Annotated in this window: 13 protein-coding genes; 7 read left to right on the top strand and 6 right to left on the bottom strand. The window is 51.8% G+C overall.

Annotation, left to right across the window (positions count from 1 at the left end):
* Positions 1-109: 109 nt before the first annotated feature.
* The 6 genes from ppnN (at position 110) to arsB (ending at position 6,043) form a co-directional block, all read left to right on the top strand.
* Complete coding sequence (gene ppnN / locus A3193_RS19190; RefSeq protein ID WP_083218872.1) at positions 110-1,534, top strand: nucleotide 5'-monophosphate nucleosidase PpnN; 1,425 nt, start codon at positions 110-112, stop codon at positions 1,532-1,534.
* A gap of 24 nt (positions 1,535-1,558) precedes the next feature.
* The gene (locus tag A3193_RS19185; protein WP_069006397.1) at positions 1,559-2,929 is read left to right on the top strand and encodes an alpha/beta fold hydrolase; all 1,371 of its coding nucleotides are present in this window, start codon (positions 1,559-1,561) and stop codon (positions 2,927-2,929) included.
* 615 nt (positions 2,930-3,544) lie between these two features.
* Complete coding sequence (locus A3193_RS19175; RefSeq protein WP_139117069.1) at positions 3,545-3,736, top strand: hypothetical protein; 192 nt, start codon at positions 3,545-3,547, stop codon at positions 3,734-3,736.
* Positions 3,737-3,991: 255 nt separating this feature from the next.
* Positions 3,992-4,294: a metalloregulator ArsR/SmtB family transcription factor gene (locus A3193_RS19170; RefSeq protein ID WP_235615053.1), complete on the top strand. Its 303-nt coding sequence runs from the start codon at positions 3,992-3,994 to the stop codon at positions 4,292-4,294.
* A 123-nt stretch (positions 4,295-4,417) separates the two neighbouring features.
* Positions 4,418-4,942: an arsenate reductase ArsC gene (locus A3193_RS19165; protein ID WP_069006401.1), complete on the top strand. Its 525-nt coding sequence runs from the start codon at positions 4,418-4,420 to the stop codon at positions 4,940-4,942.
* A gap of 33 nt (positions 4,943-4,975) precedes the next feature.
* Positions 4,976-6,043 (top strand): ACR3 family arsenite efflux transporter, encoded by a 1,068-nt coding sequence (gene arsB, locus A3193_RS19160; protein ID WP_069015616.1) that lies wholly within the window; start codon positions 4,976-4,978, stop codon positions 6,041-6,043.
* Between the two features lie 141 nt (positions 6,044-6,184).
* On the opposite strand, the gene A3193_RS19155 is transcribed toward arsB, so the two are convergent.
* The 5 genes from A3193_RS19155 to aceB all read right to left on the bottom strand — a co-directional run bounded on the left by A3193_RS19155 (position 6,185) and on the right by aceB (position 11,964).
* Positions 6,185-6,757 (bottom strand): hypothetical protein, encoded by a 573-nt coding sequence (locus A3193_RS19155; RefSeq protein ID WP_139117070.1) that lies wholly within the window; start codon positions 6,755-6,757, stop codon positions 6,185-6,187.
* Positions 6,758-7,098: 341 nt separating this feature from the next.
* A complete protein-coding gene (locus tag A3193_RS19150; RefSeq protein WP_069015615.1) occupies positions 7,099-8,154 on the bottom strand; it encodes a CNNM domain-containing protein in 1,056 nt (351 codons plus the stop codon).
* A 121-nt stretch (positions 8,155-8,275) separates the two neighbouring features.
* Complete coding sequence (rraA, locus tag A3193_RS19145; RefSeq protein ID WP_069006405.1) at positions 8,276-8,770, bottom strand: ribonuclease E activity regulator RraA; 495 nt, start codon at positions 8,768-8,770, stop codon at positions 8,276-8,278.
* Positions 8,771-8,972: 202 nt separating this feature from the next.
* Positions 8,973-10,295, bottom strand: a complete 1,323-nt coding sequence (gene aceA / locus A3193_RS19140; protein WP_069015614.1) for an isocitrate lyase — start codon at positions 10,293-10,295, stop codon at positions 8,973-8,975.
* Positions 10,296-10,350: 55 nt separating this feature from the next.
* On the bottom strand, positions 10,351-11,964 hold the full coding sequence (gene aceB / locus A3193_RS19135) for a malate synthase A (protein WP_139117071.1): 1,614 nt from the start codon (positions 11,962-11,964) through the stop codon (positions 10,351-10,353).
* A gap of 261 nt (positions 11,965-12,225) precedes the next feature.
* On the opposite strand from aceB, the gene aceK reads away from it, so the two are divergent.
* A complete protein-coding gene (gene aceK / locus A3193_RS19130) occupies positions 12,226-13,992 on the top strand; it encodes a bifunctional isocitrate dehydrogenase kinase/phosphatase (protein WP_069006408.1) in 1,767 nt (588 codons plus the stop codon).
* Between the two features lie 56 nt (positions 13,993-14,048).
* On the opposite strand, the gene A3193_RS19125 is transcribed toward aceK, so the two are convergent.
* Complete coding sequence (locus A3193_RS19125; RefSeq protein ID WP_069015613.1) at positions 14,049-17,054, bottom strand: bacteriohemerythrin; 3,006 nt, start codon at positions 17,052-17,054, stop codon at positions 14,049-14,051.
* Positions 17,055-17,105 lie beyond the last annotated feature (51 nt).

Below are 17,105 nucleotides of genomic sequence, written 5' to 3'. Positions count from 1 at the left end.
TCACATCCTCGAACTCTCAGGCTGCTACTCGGTCTATTGATTTTTGGATAGTCTATTGCTGAGCCCACAGGCTCACGATAATGTGTAACGGACTCGAACCAGTATCACCATGAGTAAAGCAAGCCAGAAAAAGCTCTCTACAGCGACCCACAACGAAGATAAACCGCCAATCACCCGTCTCAGTGCCACCGTCAGGCCGGGCGGCAGCCTGGAAGTACTCTCTCACCTTGAAGTCAGCGACCTGCTGGATACCAGTGCACGGGGTCTGTATGGACTGTTCCGCCGCTGCGCACTGGCGGTACTCAATTGCGGCAGTGAAACCGATAATGCGAAGGATATCTTCGACAGCTACCGGGACTTTGGCATCCACTTGATACAGAGTAACCGGGGAATCCAGTTACGCCTGGAAAATGCCCCGGGCAGCGCCTTCGTGGATGGTAGGATGATCCGTGGTATCCAGGAGCATCTGTTTGCAGTATTAAGGGACATCATCTATGTCCACAATGAGATTCAGAACAATCCCGCTTACGATCTGGACGATCCGGTACACATCACCTCGGCAGTATTCCATATCCTGCGTAATGCCAGGGTTTTACACACCGGCATGGATCCCAATCTGATCGTCTGCTGGGGTGGACACTCGATCGGCAGATCCGAATACGACTACTCCAAAGAGGTAGGCTACCAGCTCGGCCTGAGGGGCTTGAATATCTGCACGGGATGCGGCCCCGGGGCGATGAAAGGCCCAATGAAAGGAGCGGCACTGGGCCATGCCAAACAACGTATTGGCAATGGTCGTTATCTGGGTATCACCGAACCCGGCATCATTGCCTCGGAACCACCGAACCCCATCGTCAACGAACTGGTGATCATGCCGGATATCGAAAAGCGCCTCGAAGCCTTCGTCCGCACCGGTCATGGGGTGGTGATCTTTCCCGGTGGCGCGGGAACCATGGAAGAGCTGCTCTATCTGCTCGGCATCCTGATGCACCACGACAATCGGGAGCACGCCTTTCCGCTGATCCTGACCGGGCCTGCCGAGTGTGCTGACTATTTCGATGAAATCGACCGCTTCATCGGTATCGCACTGGGCGATCAGGCACGCCAATACTACCAGGTCATCATCGATGATTCGGAAGCCGTGGCAAAAGCCATGGCTGAGGACATGGAGCGGGTAAGAAGTTACCGGTATGACGGCAATGACGCCTTCTATTTCAATTGGCAACTGCATATCGAGACCGACCTGCAACACCCCTTCATCCCAACCCATGAGGCGATGGCGAAATTGCAGCTCAACCGACAACAGCAGGCCCATCTGGCAGCCGCCAACCTGCGCAAAGCCTTTTCAGGCATTGTCGCCGGCAACGTCAAAGAGGATGGCATCCGTGCCGTGGAGCGGCATGGGCCATTCATGCTACATGGCGAGCAGCAGGTGGTGGATGCCATGGACCGGCTGCTGATCGCCTTTGCCGAACAGAACAGAATGAAACTACAAGGGGACTACTCACCCTGCTATCATCTTGCCCTGGAGTGAAGCAAAGCTTCTGAGCACTGCCCTATGATGAGAAAACCAACTGCACTGCTGTTTCTGCTCTCGCTGCTGTTCGTCAGCCTGAATGTCAATGCCAAACCCCATGAACGGGAGTGGTATGAGCAGGAGAGGGTCTTCGGTGGCCAGGTCTACCTGAGAACCGCCGGAAACCCGAACAAACCGCCTGTTGTGATGGTTCACGGTCTTGGGGATGAGGCCTCCACCTGCTGGGAGGATATCCTGCAACGGCTGAAAAAGGACTATTTCATCTTCACCTTCGATCTGCCGGGGTTCGGCCGCTCGACTAAGCAGAACGCCCTCTACTCACCGGTCAACTACGCCCGGCTGATCCATCAGCTGACCGACAAACATGTCGGCAAGCCATTTCACCTGGTTGGTCACTCGATGGGTGGCGCAATCAGTCTGCAATTCACCCACAGCTACCCTGCAGCGGTGAAAACACTGACCCTGATCGATGCGGCTGGCATCCTGCACCGCCAGGCCTACACCAAGTATCTGGCTCCGCTGGGCGTCGATAAGGTGCTCAACCAGTACAACGTTTTCAATGAGCGTAAGGTCACCGATCTGGCAGGTGCCCTGATGAGCGCCCTGGAGAAGCGCTACCCGGTGAATATGGACCTGTTGATCAATCTGGAACCATTTCGCAACAAGGTATTGCGCGGTGATCCCTCAGCCATCGCCGGACTGGCGCTGGTGCAAAATGATTTCAGCCGGATTCCGGAGACCATTCACCAACCGACCCTGATTGTCTGGGGTGACCAGGATAAGATCGCCCCGGTGCGCACCGGTTATGTGCTCGAATCACTGATGCCCAACGCCCGTCTGGAACTGATTCCAAATGGCGGCCATGTGGCCTTTATCGATCAGCCTGAACTGTTCCACGATATGCTCAGGCCCCATCTCAGCCAAAGCTATAAGACCAAAGCCAAATCAAGCACCAAACCGGCCAGTCAGCCTTTCCGTCAGACGGTGCAGTGCAACAGTGAATCCGGCCATGTGATCAGCGGACGCATTGGCAGTCTGCTGATACAGGGCTGTGAAGATGTGAAGGTACTCGATGCGGAAATCAACAACATCGTCATCTTCGATTCCAGCGTCAGTCTGCGCAATACCCGGGTGATTGCCATGGGTACCGCTCTGAAGACACGTAATTCCAATGTCCATATCACCGGCGGACACCTTGAAGGCGAAGTGGCAATCGAGGCCAACAACAGTCGACTCGACATTGCCGGCACACAACTGGTGGGACACCAGGCCGCAGTCAAGGCACCAGAGGACTCGACCCTGATCTTTTCGCTGGGACGCATCGACAGTCCGCTCTACGAGGACCTGGTGATCCATGGTATGAAAGTGGTCGCCCCGGGTTCCTATCTATAGAGCTTGTAAGCTCCATCGGATTGGTATTGATCATTACAACAATCCAGCATGCAGTGTTTTATTCATAGAAAGGAATTCATGTGAATAACAGCATAATTTTTTTTCTTACCCTCCTCCTGACTCTGGCTAACCTGTTCAATGCAGCCGCGGATGAAATTGATAGAAACAGAGTTGACAGAACAGAGGAGTCCTCATCCTTTTTGCCAAAATATGGTAACTGGTGCGGTTTGAACCATCCGAGTGATCCACTCACTGCCCCACCGCCCATCGATACATTGGATTCAATCTGCAGAGAGCACGACTACTGTTATCTGGCAAACGGAGATATGAATTGTGACTGTGACAGTGCATTTATCCAGGCGATCAACGCAAACCGGCCAAGATTTTCTGCTTCGGAAAAACTGGTTGCACATACGTTTAGAGTCTATTTCAGAGGGTCACCTTGTTATGGTGATCAGAAGGATAAGATCGCACCGACAAGAGTTCTCACAGGTATTGTCAAACAGACAGATGCAAGCACCAGACATATGTTACAAAAGATCAATGCACTGTCTGAATGAAAGACTCCGTTTACTCCGATTAAACACTGGTGTCTCTGTATAGGGAGGGAGTCTGATGAAGTCAGCATTTCTTGCAATCCCGATCCTCATATCCGGCTGCTCAGATTCAGTCGATGTTGAGTTCTTTAACTACCAGGATTGCCGTAAAAAAATGACAGCAGAGTATATCGATCAGGGAATCGATCCAGTTGCTGCAAATATGAAATCCAAAGCCTATTGCAAAGAACAACAGGCTGACAGGCGGTAACCCGACAGCCACAAATCAACCTATGCTTCTGATCGGAAGTCTGCAGAGCAACCTTTACCCCGGCACAGGATATCTGTCCCTGGTATCAATAGTCCCATCCAGGATTGATTTGTACAAAAGTTAGACAAATACGATTCACTCTGTAATTTAGCCTTAATATATATTTGTTTTTTGATATATATCATTTATAGTATATGTGCCATGAAGAACATAAATACTGAATCTGTCATTAGCGCGTTATCCAACACCACAAGGATGCGCTCTGTTCTTCTGCTGCTTGAACAGGATGAACTTTGTGTTTGCGAATTGAATGATGTGATTGGTGGAGCGCAACCCAACATTTCCAGAAACCTGGGGCTGTTGCGCGACTCAGGACTGGTCATTGATCGACGAGAGGGACAGTGGATCTACTATCGTATCAATCCTGAACTACCTGAGTGGGTAAGCGAAATCCTGCAGGCCGCTAAAACGGGTGCCATTGGTCATGAACCCTATAAATCCGATCTGATCAAACTGAAGGAAATAACCAATGGCACAGAATCGAAATGCCGTACCTGAGCTAGGGCCTGTTAACACTAATCCAATAGGCGCTGTTGTGCCTTGCTGGACACAAAAAAAAGTCCCAACGGGCATAGTGGATTAGTGTTAACAGGCCCTAAGAAACAACCTGGAATCTGAATTATGACTGAGAAAATCTACAACGTACTGTTCCTTTGCACTGGAAACTCAGCCCGCAGTATTTTTGCTGAAAGTCTCATCAACCGTTTTGGACGGGGCAAGTTTCGCGGTTTCAGCGCCGGTAGCCACCCGAGAGGCGAGGTGAATCCTTTCACCATTCTCGAGCTGAAACGTAACAACTACATAGTTGACGATTTACGCAGTAAGGACTGGAGTGAGTTTTCCGCTGAAGATGCACCAGAAATGGATTTTGTGTTCACTGTTTGTGACAAGGCAGCCGCAGAAATGTGTCCAGTTTGGCCCGGACAGCCGATGACCGCACACTGGGGCATAAAGGATCCTGCCGGTGTTGAAGGTAGCGAGATTGAGAAGAAAGCAGCCTTTGTCAAAGCCTTCAATGAACTGCAAAACAGGATTTCAATCTTTGTAAACCTGCCAATAGCCTCACTGGATAAACTAAAGCTTCAGGAACAACTTGATCTGATTGGCAATAGCACACCTAAAACATCCAAAGACACTGCAGCGTGACATCCGTTATCTACAACTGAACCGAGAACAGAAATGACAGCCCAATGTGAAGTTACTGCCAAACGTGTGACAGGCAGTGAGATGGGGATTTTTGAGCGTTACCTGACCGTCTGGGTGGGGCTGTGCATCGTCACCGGCATCATACTTGGAAACTATTTTCCCGAGCAGTTCCAGATGATTGGAAAAATGGAGTTTTCCCACGTCAATATTCCGGTTGCGATATTGATCTGGTTGATGATCATACCGATGCTGATCAAAGTGGATTTCACCTCACTACACCATGTCAGAGAGCACTGGAAAGGTATCGGTGTAACGCTTTTTATCAATTGGGCGGTGAAACCATTTTCCATGGCCTTGCTTGGCTGGGTTTTCATTCATAACCTGTTTGCAGCCTATCTGCCGGCTGACCAGCTCGACAGCTATATCGCCGGCCTGATTCTGTTGGCGGCAGCACCTTGTACGGCAATGGTTTTTGTCTGGAGTCGACTATCCGGAGGCGATGCAAATTTCACCCTGAGTCAGGTTGCTCTGAATGACACCATTATGATTTTTGCCTTTGCACCCGTAGTCGGCCTGTTACTGGGTCTATCCGCGATCACCGTTCCCTGGGACACCTTGCTACTCTCGGTAGTGCTTTATATCGTTCTACCTGTTGCTTTAGGGCAGATCTGGAGAAAGCGGTTACTCGCTTCCGGCGGTGAGAGTCTGCTCCAGAGAAGACTTGATTCTCTGCATATACCATCATTGACTGCCCTGCTGGCAACTCTGGTTCTTCTTTTCGGTTTTCAGGGAGAACAGATACTCTCTCAACCTTTGATCATAGTTCTACTGGCTATCCCGATCTTGATTCAGGTCTATTTCAACTCAGGATTAGCCTATTTGCTCAATAAAAAGCTCGGTGTTGCCCATTGTGTTGCTGCGCCTTCCGCCCTGATCGGGGCAAGTAACTTTTTTGAGTTGGCAGTTGCCACTGCAATTGTTCTTTTCGGCTTTGATTCAGGCGCCGCGCTTGCAACGGTGGTAGGTGTTTTAGTTGAGGTTCCCGTGATGCTTTCTGTCGTAAAGATCGTCAACAGCACTAGAGGCTGGTATGAGGCCTGATGGCCCCGACTAAAATTTAATAGAGGTAGTCTCTGTTGAGCCTGCCTGCAGACTCGGTTATAAAAAACGGTCTGCAGGCAGGCTCACTGGGGTTGCAAGTGAACCAGTCGTTGACCGGATCAAACCCTGTCCAACGACAATTCAAAACTCTCCGATCATCGCATCCATTGACGGATCGATCATCCACAATGCGATATCCTTACCGAGCGCTTTTACACAACGATCCAGAATCTTGCAGGTACCCTTGTAGGCACCGAAGAAACCACCACCGGATGTACGTCGCCCGTTAAAACTGCCGATTTTTTTACCGTTCTCAAACAACTCACCTTTAACGGCAACAAACTTGGCACCGCTCCAGGCGCCGCCACCCGAACCAACCACATTACTGAACTCAACATTCAGCACCCTGCCCTTGGCTTTTTTATTCACCGCACCATCTTTCAGCTTGACGGCGATATCACTTTCACCGGCGAAAGTTTTTATGTAGGCAGGCAATTGTGTATCTAGCGTACACTCCGCCTTAACCTTGTCGGGCACATTGGAGTGCTTACCATAGTTGATACGCTTGGCCACACTGACCGCAGGCCCGCTTGGCGCGGAGGTCACTGCTGTTTGCGGCTTGGTACTTGCTTCAGGCTTTGTGCCACCTGTGGTACCGCCACAGCCACTCATCATAACGATCAACATGATTCCAATAGACGCTATTCGATACATTACTCTCATCCTTTTTACTGTTTTTGACAAACTAACGAATAATCCTGTGATTAATCCGTCCACTCTCAGGTTTAGTGAGCCAGCCTAACATTAATAATATCGTCAGGTACATCAAGCGTCCCCTGAAAGTAAACGATCAGATTATCGGAAAGGCCAGATTGAGTATTTAGCAAGTGTTTGCGTTGAATGGCGTCAATATGCAACCAATCGCACAAACCTCTACAGGCTACTGGCTGCTATCCCAGCTCCATTGAATACTGCCCAGACGTCAGTTGGCCACCACCGGATGGCCTACAGTGTGTTAATTGATGGGTGATGAAACAGATTCAAGCAGGGACTCACTACCCCTGATCTTCAATTTCAATACCCATATTCGCGGCTCGTTTTTTCCATAACCGCCTGGCCAGTTTGCGCATATCCTCGATCTTGTCACCCTCATCGACGATCTCAATGCCGAGTAGGGTCTCAACAATATCCTCCAGGGTGAGAATGCCTTCCATACTGCCGTACTCATCCACTACCAGCATGATATGGCTGCGCTTCTCCATGAAGGTTTCGAAACTCGCTTGAAGTGAACTGCTGTTGGGTACGGCAGTGATCTCTCTTCGATAGACAGTGAGTGGATTTTCAGAATTGCCCCGGGCATGGGAGAGCAACAGGTCACTGCGCAGTACAAATCCGGTGACGTGGTCACGGTTATCCTTATAAACCGGAATCCGCGAGAAACGGCTGCTGTTGTGGTGCTCCAGATAGTCACTGACCAGCATATCTTCATCCAATGAAAAGACCACTGTCCGCGGGGTCATTACATCACTCACCCGGGTCTCCCTTAACAGCAGTAGGTTTTTCAGGATCAGGGATTCATGCTGTTCCAGTTTACCCTCGTCGGCACCGGCCTGAGCCATGGCGGCAAACTCATCCCTTCTGAACTGTCCATGACTGTGGCCGCCGGAAAGCAGCTTTGTCAGTATCGCGGACATCCAGATGAAGGGATAGAGTATCCAGATCAGGAACTGCAACACATAGGCGGTAATCGGTGCCAGCTGACGCCAGTAGTGGGCCCCCAGGGTCTTCGGAATGATCTCGGAAAAGATCAGGATCATCAGGGTCAGTACCGCAGAGGCAACCCCCACATAGGCGTTGCCGAATACCACAGCAGCCTGGGCACCGGCACCGGCGGCACCGATGGTATGGGCGGTGGTATTGAGGGTCAGAATCGCCGCCAGGGGATCATTGATGTTCTGCTTCATCTTGCGCAGTAGATATGAGGCATTGTGCCCCTCCTTCTCCAACACAGAGATATAGGGGTGGGTGACACTCAATATCACCGCCTCGGCTACCGAGCAGAGAAAGGAAAAACCCAAGGCTATGGAGACATAGACAATCAGCAAAACCATACAGACACCATCGTTTGGTTGGATATTGAGTGCAGGTTATACCGTGATCCGACGGGGAATTCACTAGGCAACTTATGAATAAATCCGGACCGAATGGATTGACGATTCAATAAGTCCTGACTCAAGTCGCCTGATGGTCAAGCACCACGATACCGTCTTCATCCGCATAGAGCCACTCACCGGGCGTGAAACTTACCCCCGCGAAATAGACCTCACCGCCCACTTCTCCAACACCCTTTTTGACACTCTTACGGGGATTGGTGGCGAGCGCCATAACCCCCAGAGGCATCTCACCGATTTCAGCCGCATCCCGAATGCAGCCATTCATGATGATTCCTGCCCATCCGTTGTCCACCGCCATCTGCGCCAGGATGTCACCCAACATGGCACAACGCAGTGAGCCCCCGGCATCCACCACCAGAATCCTTCCCTGTCCCGCCTGATCCAACTGCTCCCGTACCAGCGAGTTGTCTTCAAAGCACTTCAGGGTTGCGATCGGACCACTGAAGGCATGTTGCCCCCCATAGTGGCGAAATCCGGGATAGCAGATCTGTAATGACTCTTCATGTATGTCATAGAGATCAGCTGTCTTCAGGGTGCTTTCAGTGGTAGTCATCTCCGCTCTCCAATCTGATTTTTTGTTGTGTTATATCAAGTTATAGCACTTACTCGTGTCCAACAACGCCAGCCCGAACGCCCCTGTCTGAAAAGAAAAAAAAGCCGTGCCAGGAGGCACGGCCGAAGGGCAGAAAACTGGGTAGCTGTGTGAAGGCAGCGGCTGAATGGATGATTCAGCGCTGGATCACACGCTGGGAAGACTACATGCTTGCCGCACTGTCGAATTGCTCTTCTTCAGTGGAACCGGTCAGTGCGGTCACTGATGAGGCACCACCCTGAATCACGGTAGTGACATCGTCGAAGTAGCCGGCGCCGACTTCCTGCTGGTGAGAAACAAAGGTGTAGCCTTTGTCGCGGGCTTCGAATTCAGGCTCCTGAACCTTCTCGACATAGTGCTTCATGCCTTCACCGCGGGCATAGTCATAGGCCAGGTCGAACATGTTGAACCACATGTTGTGGATACCCGCCAGGGTAATGAACTGGTATTTGTAACCCATGTCGGAAAGCTCATCCTGGAATTTTGCGATGGTGCTGTCATCCAGGTTTTTCTTCCAGTTGAAAGAGGGTGAGCAGTTGTATGCCAGCAGCTTGTTTGGATTTTCAGCCAGTACCGCCTGAGCGAATTCACGGGCAAAGCCGAGATCCGGTGTACCGGTTTCACACCACACCAGATCCGCATATGGCGCATAGGCAAGTCCGCGGGAGATGGCCTGCTCCAGACCGTTCTTCACCCGGTAGAAGCCTTCGGCAGTACGCTCACCGGTAAGGAACGGCTGATCGTTGGCGTCCACATCGGAGGTCAGCAGATTAGCCGCCTCAGAATCGGTTCTGGCCAGTACCAGGGTGGGCACATCCATCACATCCGCTGCCAGACGGGCGGCGATCAGTTTCTGCACCGCTTCCTGAGTCGGTACCAGCACCTTGCCACCCATGTGACCACACTTCTTCACCGCCGCCAGCTGATCTTCATAGTGAACCCCGGCAGCACCGGCAGCGATCATGTTTTTCATCAGTTCGAAGGCGTTGAGTACACCACCGAAACCGGCTTCCGCATCGGCCACGATGGGAAGAAAATAGTCCACATGATCTTCATCACCCGGATTGATATCTCTCGACCACTGGATCTCGTCAGCACGTTTGAAGGCACTGTTGATACGACGCACCATGGTCGGTACTGAGTCATAGGCGTAGAGAGACTGATCAGGATACATGGTTTCGGAAGTATTACCGTCGGCGGCAACCTGCCAGCCCGACAGATAGATCGCCTCGATTCCGGCCTTCGCCTGCTGCATCGCCTGACCGCCGGTGATAGCGCCCATGCAGTTCACATAGCCTTTCTTGGCATCGCCGCGAACCAGGTCCCAGAGTTTTTCGGCACCTTTCTTTGCATAGGTGTATTCGGGTTGAACCGAGCCGCGCAGGCGGACTACATCCTCAGCGCTGTAACCACGTTTGACGTCTGTCCAACGGGGATTTTCTGCCCAATCCTTGTTCAACGCTTCGATCTGTTCTTTACGTGTCATTTGTGTCATCTCCAGTCATGTCTCAATATTGTTTTGGTGGTATCGCTACGACCAATCAAGTAAGTTGCTCGTAAGCCGGTAAGGTGAGGAACTCCTCAAACTCATCGTTGGCAACGATCTGTCGCAACAGCTCAGCTGCCTGCTCGAAATTGCCTGACTCATAGGCCAGTTCTCCAAACTCCTGCCTGATCTCATGAAGTTCGTCTTTAACGGCCTGCTCGAAAAGCTGATAGGTGACCTTGCGGCCATCACTCAGAACACCTTTCGGATAGCGGATCCACTGCCAGATCTGGGATCTGGCGATTTCTGCCGTGGCCGCGTCTTCCATCAGGTGGTGAATCGGTACAGCACCGCGACCACCGATCCAGGCGGCGGTATAGCGCAATGCGGCACTGACGTTGTTGAGTAATCCGGCTTCGGTGATTTCACCTTCAGGCACCGCCAGCAGATCGGCCGCCTTGACTGACAGTGAGTCATCGATCCGATCGAGCTGATTGGCCTCAGGCATGTGGTGATTGAAAATCTCCATCGCCACAGGAACCAGTCCGGGATGCGCCACCCAGGTACCGTCATGGCCGTCTGTGGCCTCCCGCTCCTTATCCTGTCTGACCTTCTCTTTGGCCGCTGCATCAGCTTGCGGGTCGTCGCGAATCGGGATCTGTGCTGCCATACCCCCCATCGCGTGGGCACCACGACGATGGCAGGTGTTGATCAGCAGCTTCGAATAGGATCTGAGGAAAGGCACGGTCATGGTGACCTGGCTGCGGTCCGGCAGAACGAATTCCGGATTGGCGTGAAAACGTTTGATGAAACTGAATATATAGTCCCAGCGGCCACAGTTGAGACCGCAGATGTAATCTCGCAACTCGTAGAGGATCTCATCCATCTCGAAAACGGCGGTGATGGTTTCGATCAGTACGGTACAGCGAATGGTGCCCTGATCGAGACCAAGCTCCTGCTCTGCCCAGGCAAACACATCACGCCACAGGCGAGCCTCGAGATAACTCTCCATCTTCGGCAGGTAGAAATAGGGACCACTGCCCATCTCCAGCAGGGTTTTGGCGTTATGGAAAAGATAGAGCCCGAAATCGAAAAAGGCGCCACTGATCCGCCGGCCGTCCACACGCATGTGCTTCTCTTCCAGATGCCAGCCACGAGGGCGCACGATCAGAGTAGCGAGTTGGTCATCGAGTTGGTACTGCTTGCCTTCAGGACTGGTGAAACTGAGTGTGCGGTTTACCGCCTCACGCAGATTGATCTGCCCTTCCACGGTGGTATCCCAATGAGGCGAGTGGGCGTCCTCGAGGTCTGCCATAAAACACTTTGCCCCGGAATTGAGGGCATTGATCAACATCTTGCGATCAACGGGGCCGGTGATCTCCACCCGTCGATCCTGCAGATCCTTTGGCGCCGGGCGAACCTTCCACTCAGACTGCCGGATCCCGCTGGTCCCTTCGAGAAAATCGGGGTGCTGACCCTGGTTGAGTTGTTGCTGACGTCGCGAACGGCTCTTCAGCAGCTCCCGCCTGGTGTCGCCAAACAGGCGCTCCAGCTCAGCAACGAAGTGAAGTGCCTCCGGTGACAGTATCTCCTGATACTGCGGCTTCATCTCGCCGGTGATTCTGACCTCTTGTGCCTGATGCCAGAGGGTTGATGTGGTACTAGACATAATTTTCAATCTCCTCATATTCTTCGCCGCGCACTTGGTTGGTGCGGTCGTAACGGCGGAAAAATCACACTGCCAATTTCTGAGGCGTGTTCAATTTTTTGTGCACTGCGTTAAAGCATAGTGAAAAGGTCAACATTATTTTCAAAAAAATCTCAATAGTTAGCTTTGACAAAAAAAATAGTGCACTGCAATAAAAATCTGCTAAACCTTACTTAAACACTCAGATATAACGACCAAACGAAAAAACGACGCACCAAAACAATGCAGAACCAGCCTCAACAGATCGCCCGCTCGATCCTGACCGGATTCGAGAGACACTTCTCCTTTTTCCAGGAGATCAGCAGTGCTGCCCGCCAACGCTTTGAACATGCGGACTGGCAGGCCGTGCGTGAGGCGTCGGCAAAGCGCATCAACTTCTATGACCTGCGAGTCAAAGAGGCGATTGAACGACTCAAATCCAGCTTCGATATTGAGGTTCTGGATGAGGGGCTTTGGCAGGATGTGAAGCAGATTTACAGCAAACTGCTGCGTACCCACAGCCGTCCCGAGCTGGCTGAAACTTTTTATAATTCAGTCTTTTGCAGGCTCTTTGACAGGCGTTACTACGATAACGACAAGATCTTCATTGAATCTCAGGTGGATCGTCAGGGCCTCTCCGAACGCTATCAGGTCTACATGTCTTTCCATCTGGATGAGGGGGATCTGCAGGGCTGTATCTGGGACATGCTCTCCGCCTTCTACTTCTCCCTGCCCTACGAGAACATCGACAGGGACTGCAAACTGCTGGCCGACTCGCTGATTGAGCAGGCCGGATTCGATCGCCTGCCCAAAGATCTGCGCTTCGATATCCTCGAATCCCCCTTCTATCGCAACAAGGCGGCCTATCTGATCGGCAGAATGGTCTACGGGGATAAGATCTGTCCGTTCATCATCCCACTGATCAACAATGAGGAGGGTGGGCTCTTCGTCGATGCCCTGTTGATCCGCGGACGTCATGTGGAAGCCCTGTTCAGTTTTGCCCGGGCCTACTTCATGGCGAAAACCCCGGTCCCCACCGCCACTGTCGCTTTTTTGAAAAGCATCATGCCCGACAAAACCCTGTCTGAGCTCTATATGAGCATTGGGTTACATAAACAGGCGAAGAATGAGTTCTATCGGGATCTGCTCAACCATCTCGACGACAGTACGGATAAGTTCGTGCTTGCCGCCGGCACACCCGGGCTTGTGATGCAGGTATTTACCCTGCCATCCTTTCCCTATGTATTCAAAGTGATACGTGACCAATTTCCACCACAGAAAGAGGTTACACACAAGCTGATCAAAGAGCGTTATCTGCAGGTCAAGAAACATGACCGTATCGGACGTATGGCTGACACCCTCGATTTCGCCGAAGTGGCACTGCCCCTGGATAGGATCGAACCGAAACTACTCCAGGAGCTGCACAACACCATCGCCAATCAACTCGAAATCGACGATGACAAACTGGTGATCAAGCATCTCTATATCGAACGCCGCATGAGACCGCTCAATCTCTATCTGGAAGAGAGCGATGACGAGATGGCACGTGAGATCCTCGGCGACTGGGGGCTGGCGCTGAAACAGCTGATGGGTGTGAACATCTTTCCCGGTGACCTGTTGTTCAAAAATTTTGGGGTTAACGACCAGCGTAAAGTGGTGTTCTACGACTATGATGAGATCTGTTATCTCAGTGAATGTAACTTCCGCAGAATCCCACCGCCAAGAAGCTCTCTTGATCTGTTCAGAGATGAGCCCTGGTATAGTGTCAATCCCAATGACATCTTTCCGGAAGAGTTCATCACTTTCATCAGCACCGATCCGAAAATCCGTAAAATGCTGATGGAATTGCATCCGGATCTGTTTGATATCAGCAGTTGGCAGAATGCCCAGGAGGGCCTGGCAGCCGGTCGACAGGCAGATGTCTTTCCCTATCCCCAGAAGTTGAGGTTTTCCCGCAAACTCCAGAGTGCCGAAGTATCGGATCAACTGTTAGCGGTCGCTGTGGTTTAAAGCGAAGACAAGGGTCAGGATTATCGATAAAACCGACATCTTGGAATGTCGTGTTGCTAACCCTGTTTGGACTGCTCCATCAGCTCGTCCAACATCAACAACAACTCATCACGATGAGATTCAAAAATCTCGATTTCACTAAAGAAATCCTTCACCTGAATACCGCTTTTATGATTAACAAGCTGCTCGGCAGAATCATGAATCGCATCATGAATGGTGATGATCTTCTGTAACATTGGAGAATCGGCCAATCCGGTATTGGCCTGCCCATCCAGCCATTGGCCAAATCGGCACTGATGTTTATCGAGCACCGGTGGGGCTATCTTCTCACCCTGAATATATTGCAACAGATGGGCAATCCAGGCCCGATGTTCCACAGCAGCAAACAGCAGTGGCTGATTATCCCGGCTGAGTCGGACTGTTTCGCTCCAAAGATGATCGGGCTGCCAATCACTTAACCACGGCAAAACCTCTTCGGATGGCATGGGTCGGGCAATCGCATACCCCTGCCCAAGCTGGCATCCCAGTTTCAGCAGCATCTCACCATGCGCCAGGGTTTCAACACCCTCGGCGATGGCGTTGCGACTGAAGGCGGATGCCAGTCCGAGCACCCCTTCCAGTATCGCCAGATCATCCGGATCATCCAGCATGTCCCGCACAAAACTCTGATCGATCTTAAGCAGCCCTGCGGGCAGTCGCTTCAGATAGGTCAGCGAGGAGTATCCGGTGCCAAAATCATCCAGGGCAAAGCCAACCCCCAGATTACGACACTCACGAATGATTTCAGAGACCTGATCGATCTCATCCAATGCGCTGGTTTCGAGCACCTCGAGTTCCAGATCCCCGGGCTTCACATTGGGATGCTTTGCCAGCAGATAACGCAGGCGGGTGACAAAATTGGGTTGCTGCAGATGCATGGCATCGATGTTCACACTGATCTGCAACGGCACCCCGGCCCGTTGCCACTCAGCGATCTGTCCGAGCGCGGTATCCAGCACCCACTCACCCAACTGCACAGCGAACGGATGCTGCTCTATGACAGACATAAAAGCACCGGGTAACAGCAACCCTCGCTGTGGATGCTGCCAGCGAATCAGTGCCTCCATGCCCAATATGTCACCGCTCTGCATATTCACCTTGGGTTGATAGTAGAGCACCATCTCACCACTTTTCAGGGCAATACGGATCCGCTCCAGACTCTCGTGATAACCACGAACCGTCCGATCATGTTCAGCATCGAAGATATGGTAGCGATTCTTTCCCGCCTGCTTGGCCTGATACATGGCCTGGTCCGCCTGACGCAGCAGTTGATCCGCATCAAGCACTTCTGCCTGAGGAAAAAAGGTAACACCGAGGCTGGCCGAGACTTTCAACTCCATGCCTTTGGTATGTATCGGTTCGGCTGCCGATGCCATCAGCCGCTCGATGATATTGACGCTCGCGGCATGATCCACAAGATCCATCAGCACAGCGACAAACTCATCCCCTCCCAGGCGTGACAGGGTATCGCCCTCGCGTAAGGCATGCTTCATTCGCTCTGCAAGCTGAATCAGAAACAGATCCCCCACATCGTGGCCATGCGCATCATTGATCTGCTTGAAACCATCCAGATCCAGATAGACGATACCCACCAGTGTGTTGCGACGCTGCGCCTGAAGCATCGCCTGATAGAGTCGATCAGCCAGCAAAACCCGGTTCGGCAACCCGGTAAGCACATCGTAGTGGGCGATACGTTCCAGTTTTCTCTGTTGCTCTTTCAGCGGTGTTATGTCGGAGAAGAGTCCCACGTAGTATTTAAGACTGCCCTGCTCATCATAGACATTGCTGATGGTGAGCATTTCAGCGTAGACCTCACCGCTCTTTCGCCGGTTCCAGATCTCTCCCGACCAATGTCCGTGCTTCAGTAATTCCTGCCACATGCCGGCGTAGAAGGCGCTATCGTGACGTCCGGAAGCCAGCAGTCTGGGATTCTTCCCCAGCACCTCCTCACGGCTGTAATCGGTGATACGGCTGAACGCACTGTTGACATCCAGAATGGCGCCGTCAGGATCGGTTATCATGATGCCTTCACGGGCTGAGGCGAAAACGCTGGCGGCCTGGCGCAATTGATCTTCGGTCTCTCTACGCTCTGTAATATCGTGCCCAATGCCCAGGGTTCCGATCAGGCTCCCTTGTTCGTCAAACATCGGTGTCTTGGTAGTCTCCAGCAGCTCACAATGACTGTCGGCAAAAGTAACCCACTCTTCATAGACCTTCGGTCCACCCTGTTCGATGGCTGTCAGATCATGCTCTCGATAAGATGCCGCCTTTTCCGCCGGCATGAAATCACGGTCTGACTTTCCCAGGATTTCATCCTCAGAAGCACCGATATAATCCTCAAATCTAGGGTTGCAGGCCAGATAGATCCCATCAGGATCTTTCAACCAAATCAGATCGGGCAAGGTCTGTATCAGAACTTTGAGAAAACCGCTCTGACGCAGCAGTTTTGTCTCCAGTTGTTTCTGCTGCACCAGCTCCTGCATCAGTCGCAGTGTGTTGCTGGAGAGAATCCCGTAGCTGGATAGGATGATATCGATCATCTTGCGGGTAAACCCGCTCATCTCTTTCAGAGCGTATTGTTTGGCCTCTTCCAGTGCAAGCCCCTGTCGCAGGCCCAAAATGATATAGGAGAGATGTCGATCGGATTCAAGAATGTGGGAGGCCAGCCAACGAACCAGAAATTCCAGGGTCTCTTCAGCGACCTGATGCTTGGCTCCCTGCTCTGTCTGACTGATCAACGTCTGTAACTGATCGATAAAGGCCTGATGGGAATCCCGATGACTCGCCTCCAGTGATTCATCCGGCAGATATTTACGCCAGATGGCCTCTTCTGTCTCGAAGTGGTAGACCGTGTACTCCAATAGCCCATCAAATATCTTGCTGAGGTCGATCTGCTCCGATTCGAATGCGAACTGGGATGCCAGTTCGTTCAACATCCGTACCAATTGACGGTGCTGCTCATCGACAGTGGGAAGACCGGTATTGAAATTATTGTCCCAGGGGAAGATATCGATTCGCTTCATTGGATAGGATCGCTTGTAACAATTCTTATTAAAGGGTGCAACATCACCCGG

Origin of the sequence: Candidatus Thiodiazotropha endoloripes (assembly GCF_001708965.1) — a bacterium.
Classification (GTDB): domain Bacteria; phylum Pseudomonadota; class Gammaproteobacteria; order Chromatiales; family Chromatiaceae; genus Thiodiazotropha; species Thiodiazotropha endoloripes.
Note: the sequence above shows the minus strand (reverse complement) of the source record. Positions and strands in the feature narration are given on the sequence as shown.

Excerpts from the sequence above, each read along its gene's own strand:
- ppnN (WP_083218872.1), top strand. The coding sequence starts at position 110 with ATGAGTAAAGCAAGCCAGAAAAAGCTCTCTACAGCGACCCACAACGAA.
- A3193_RS19185 (WP_069006397.1), top strand. The coding sequence starts at position 1,559 with ATGATGAGAAAACCAACTGCACTGCTGTTTCTGCTCTCGCTGCTGTTC.
- A3193_RS19175 (WP_139117069.1), top strand. The coding sequence starts at position 3,545 with ATGAAGTCAGCATTTCTTGCAATCCCGATCCTCATATCCGGCTGCTCA.
- A3193_RS19170 (WP_235615053.1), top strand. The coding sequence starts at position 3,992 with ATGCGCTCTGTTCTTCTGCTGCTTGAACAGGATGAACTTTGTGTTTGC.
- A3193_RS19165 (WP_069006401.1), top strand. The coding sequence starts at position 4,418 with ATGACTGAGAAAATCTACAACGTACTGTTCCTTTGCACTGGAAACTCA.
- arsB (WP_069015616.1), top strand. The coding sequence starts at position 4,976 with ATGACAGCCCAATGTGAAGTTACTGCCAAACGTGTGACAGGCAGTGAG.
- A3193_RS19155 (WP_139117070.1), bottom strand. The coding sequence starts at position 6,757 with ATGTATCGAATAGCGTCTATTGGAATCATGTTGATCGTTATGATGAGT.
- A3193_RS19150 (WP_069015615.1), bottom strand. The coding sequence starts at position 8,154 with ATGGTTTTGCTGATTGTCTATGTCTCCATAGCCTTGGGTTTTTCCTTT.
- rraA (WP_069006405.1), bottom strand. The coding sequence starts at position 8,770 with ATGACTACCACTGAAAGCACCCTGAAGACAGCTGATCTCTATGACATA.
- aceA (WP_069015614.1), bottom strand. The coding sequence starts at position 10,295 with ATGACACGTAAAGAACAGATCGAAGCGTTGAACAAGGATTGGGCAGAA.
- aceB (WP_139117071.1), bottom strand. The coding sequence starts at position 11,964 with ATGTCTAGTACCACATCAACCCTCTGGCATCAGGCACAAGAGGTCAGA.
- aceK (WP_069006408.1), top strand. The coding sequence starts at position 12,226 with ATGCAGAACCAGCCTCAACAGATCGCCCGCTCGATCCTGACCGGATTC.
- A3193_RS19125 (WP_069015613.1), bottom strand. The coding sequence starts at position 17,054 with ATGAAGCGAATCGATATCTTCCCCTGGGACAATAATTTCAATACCGGT.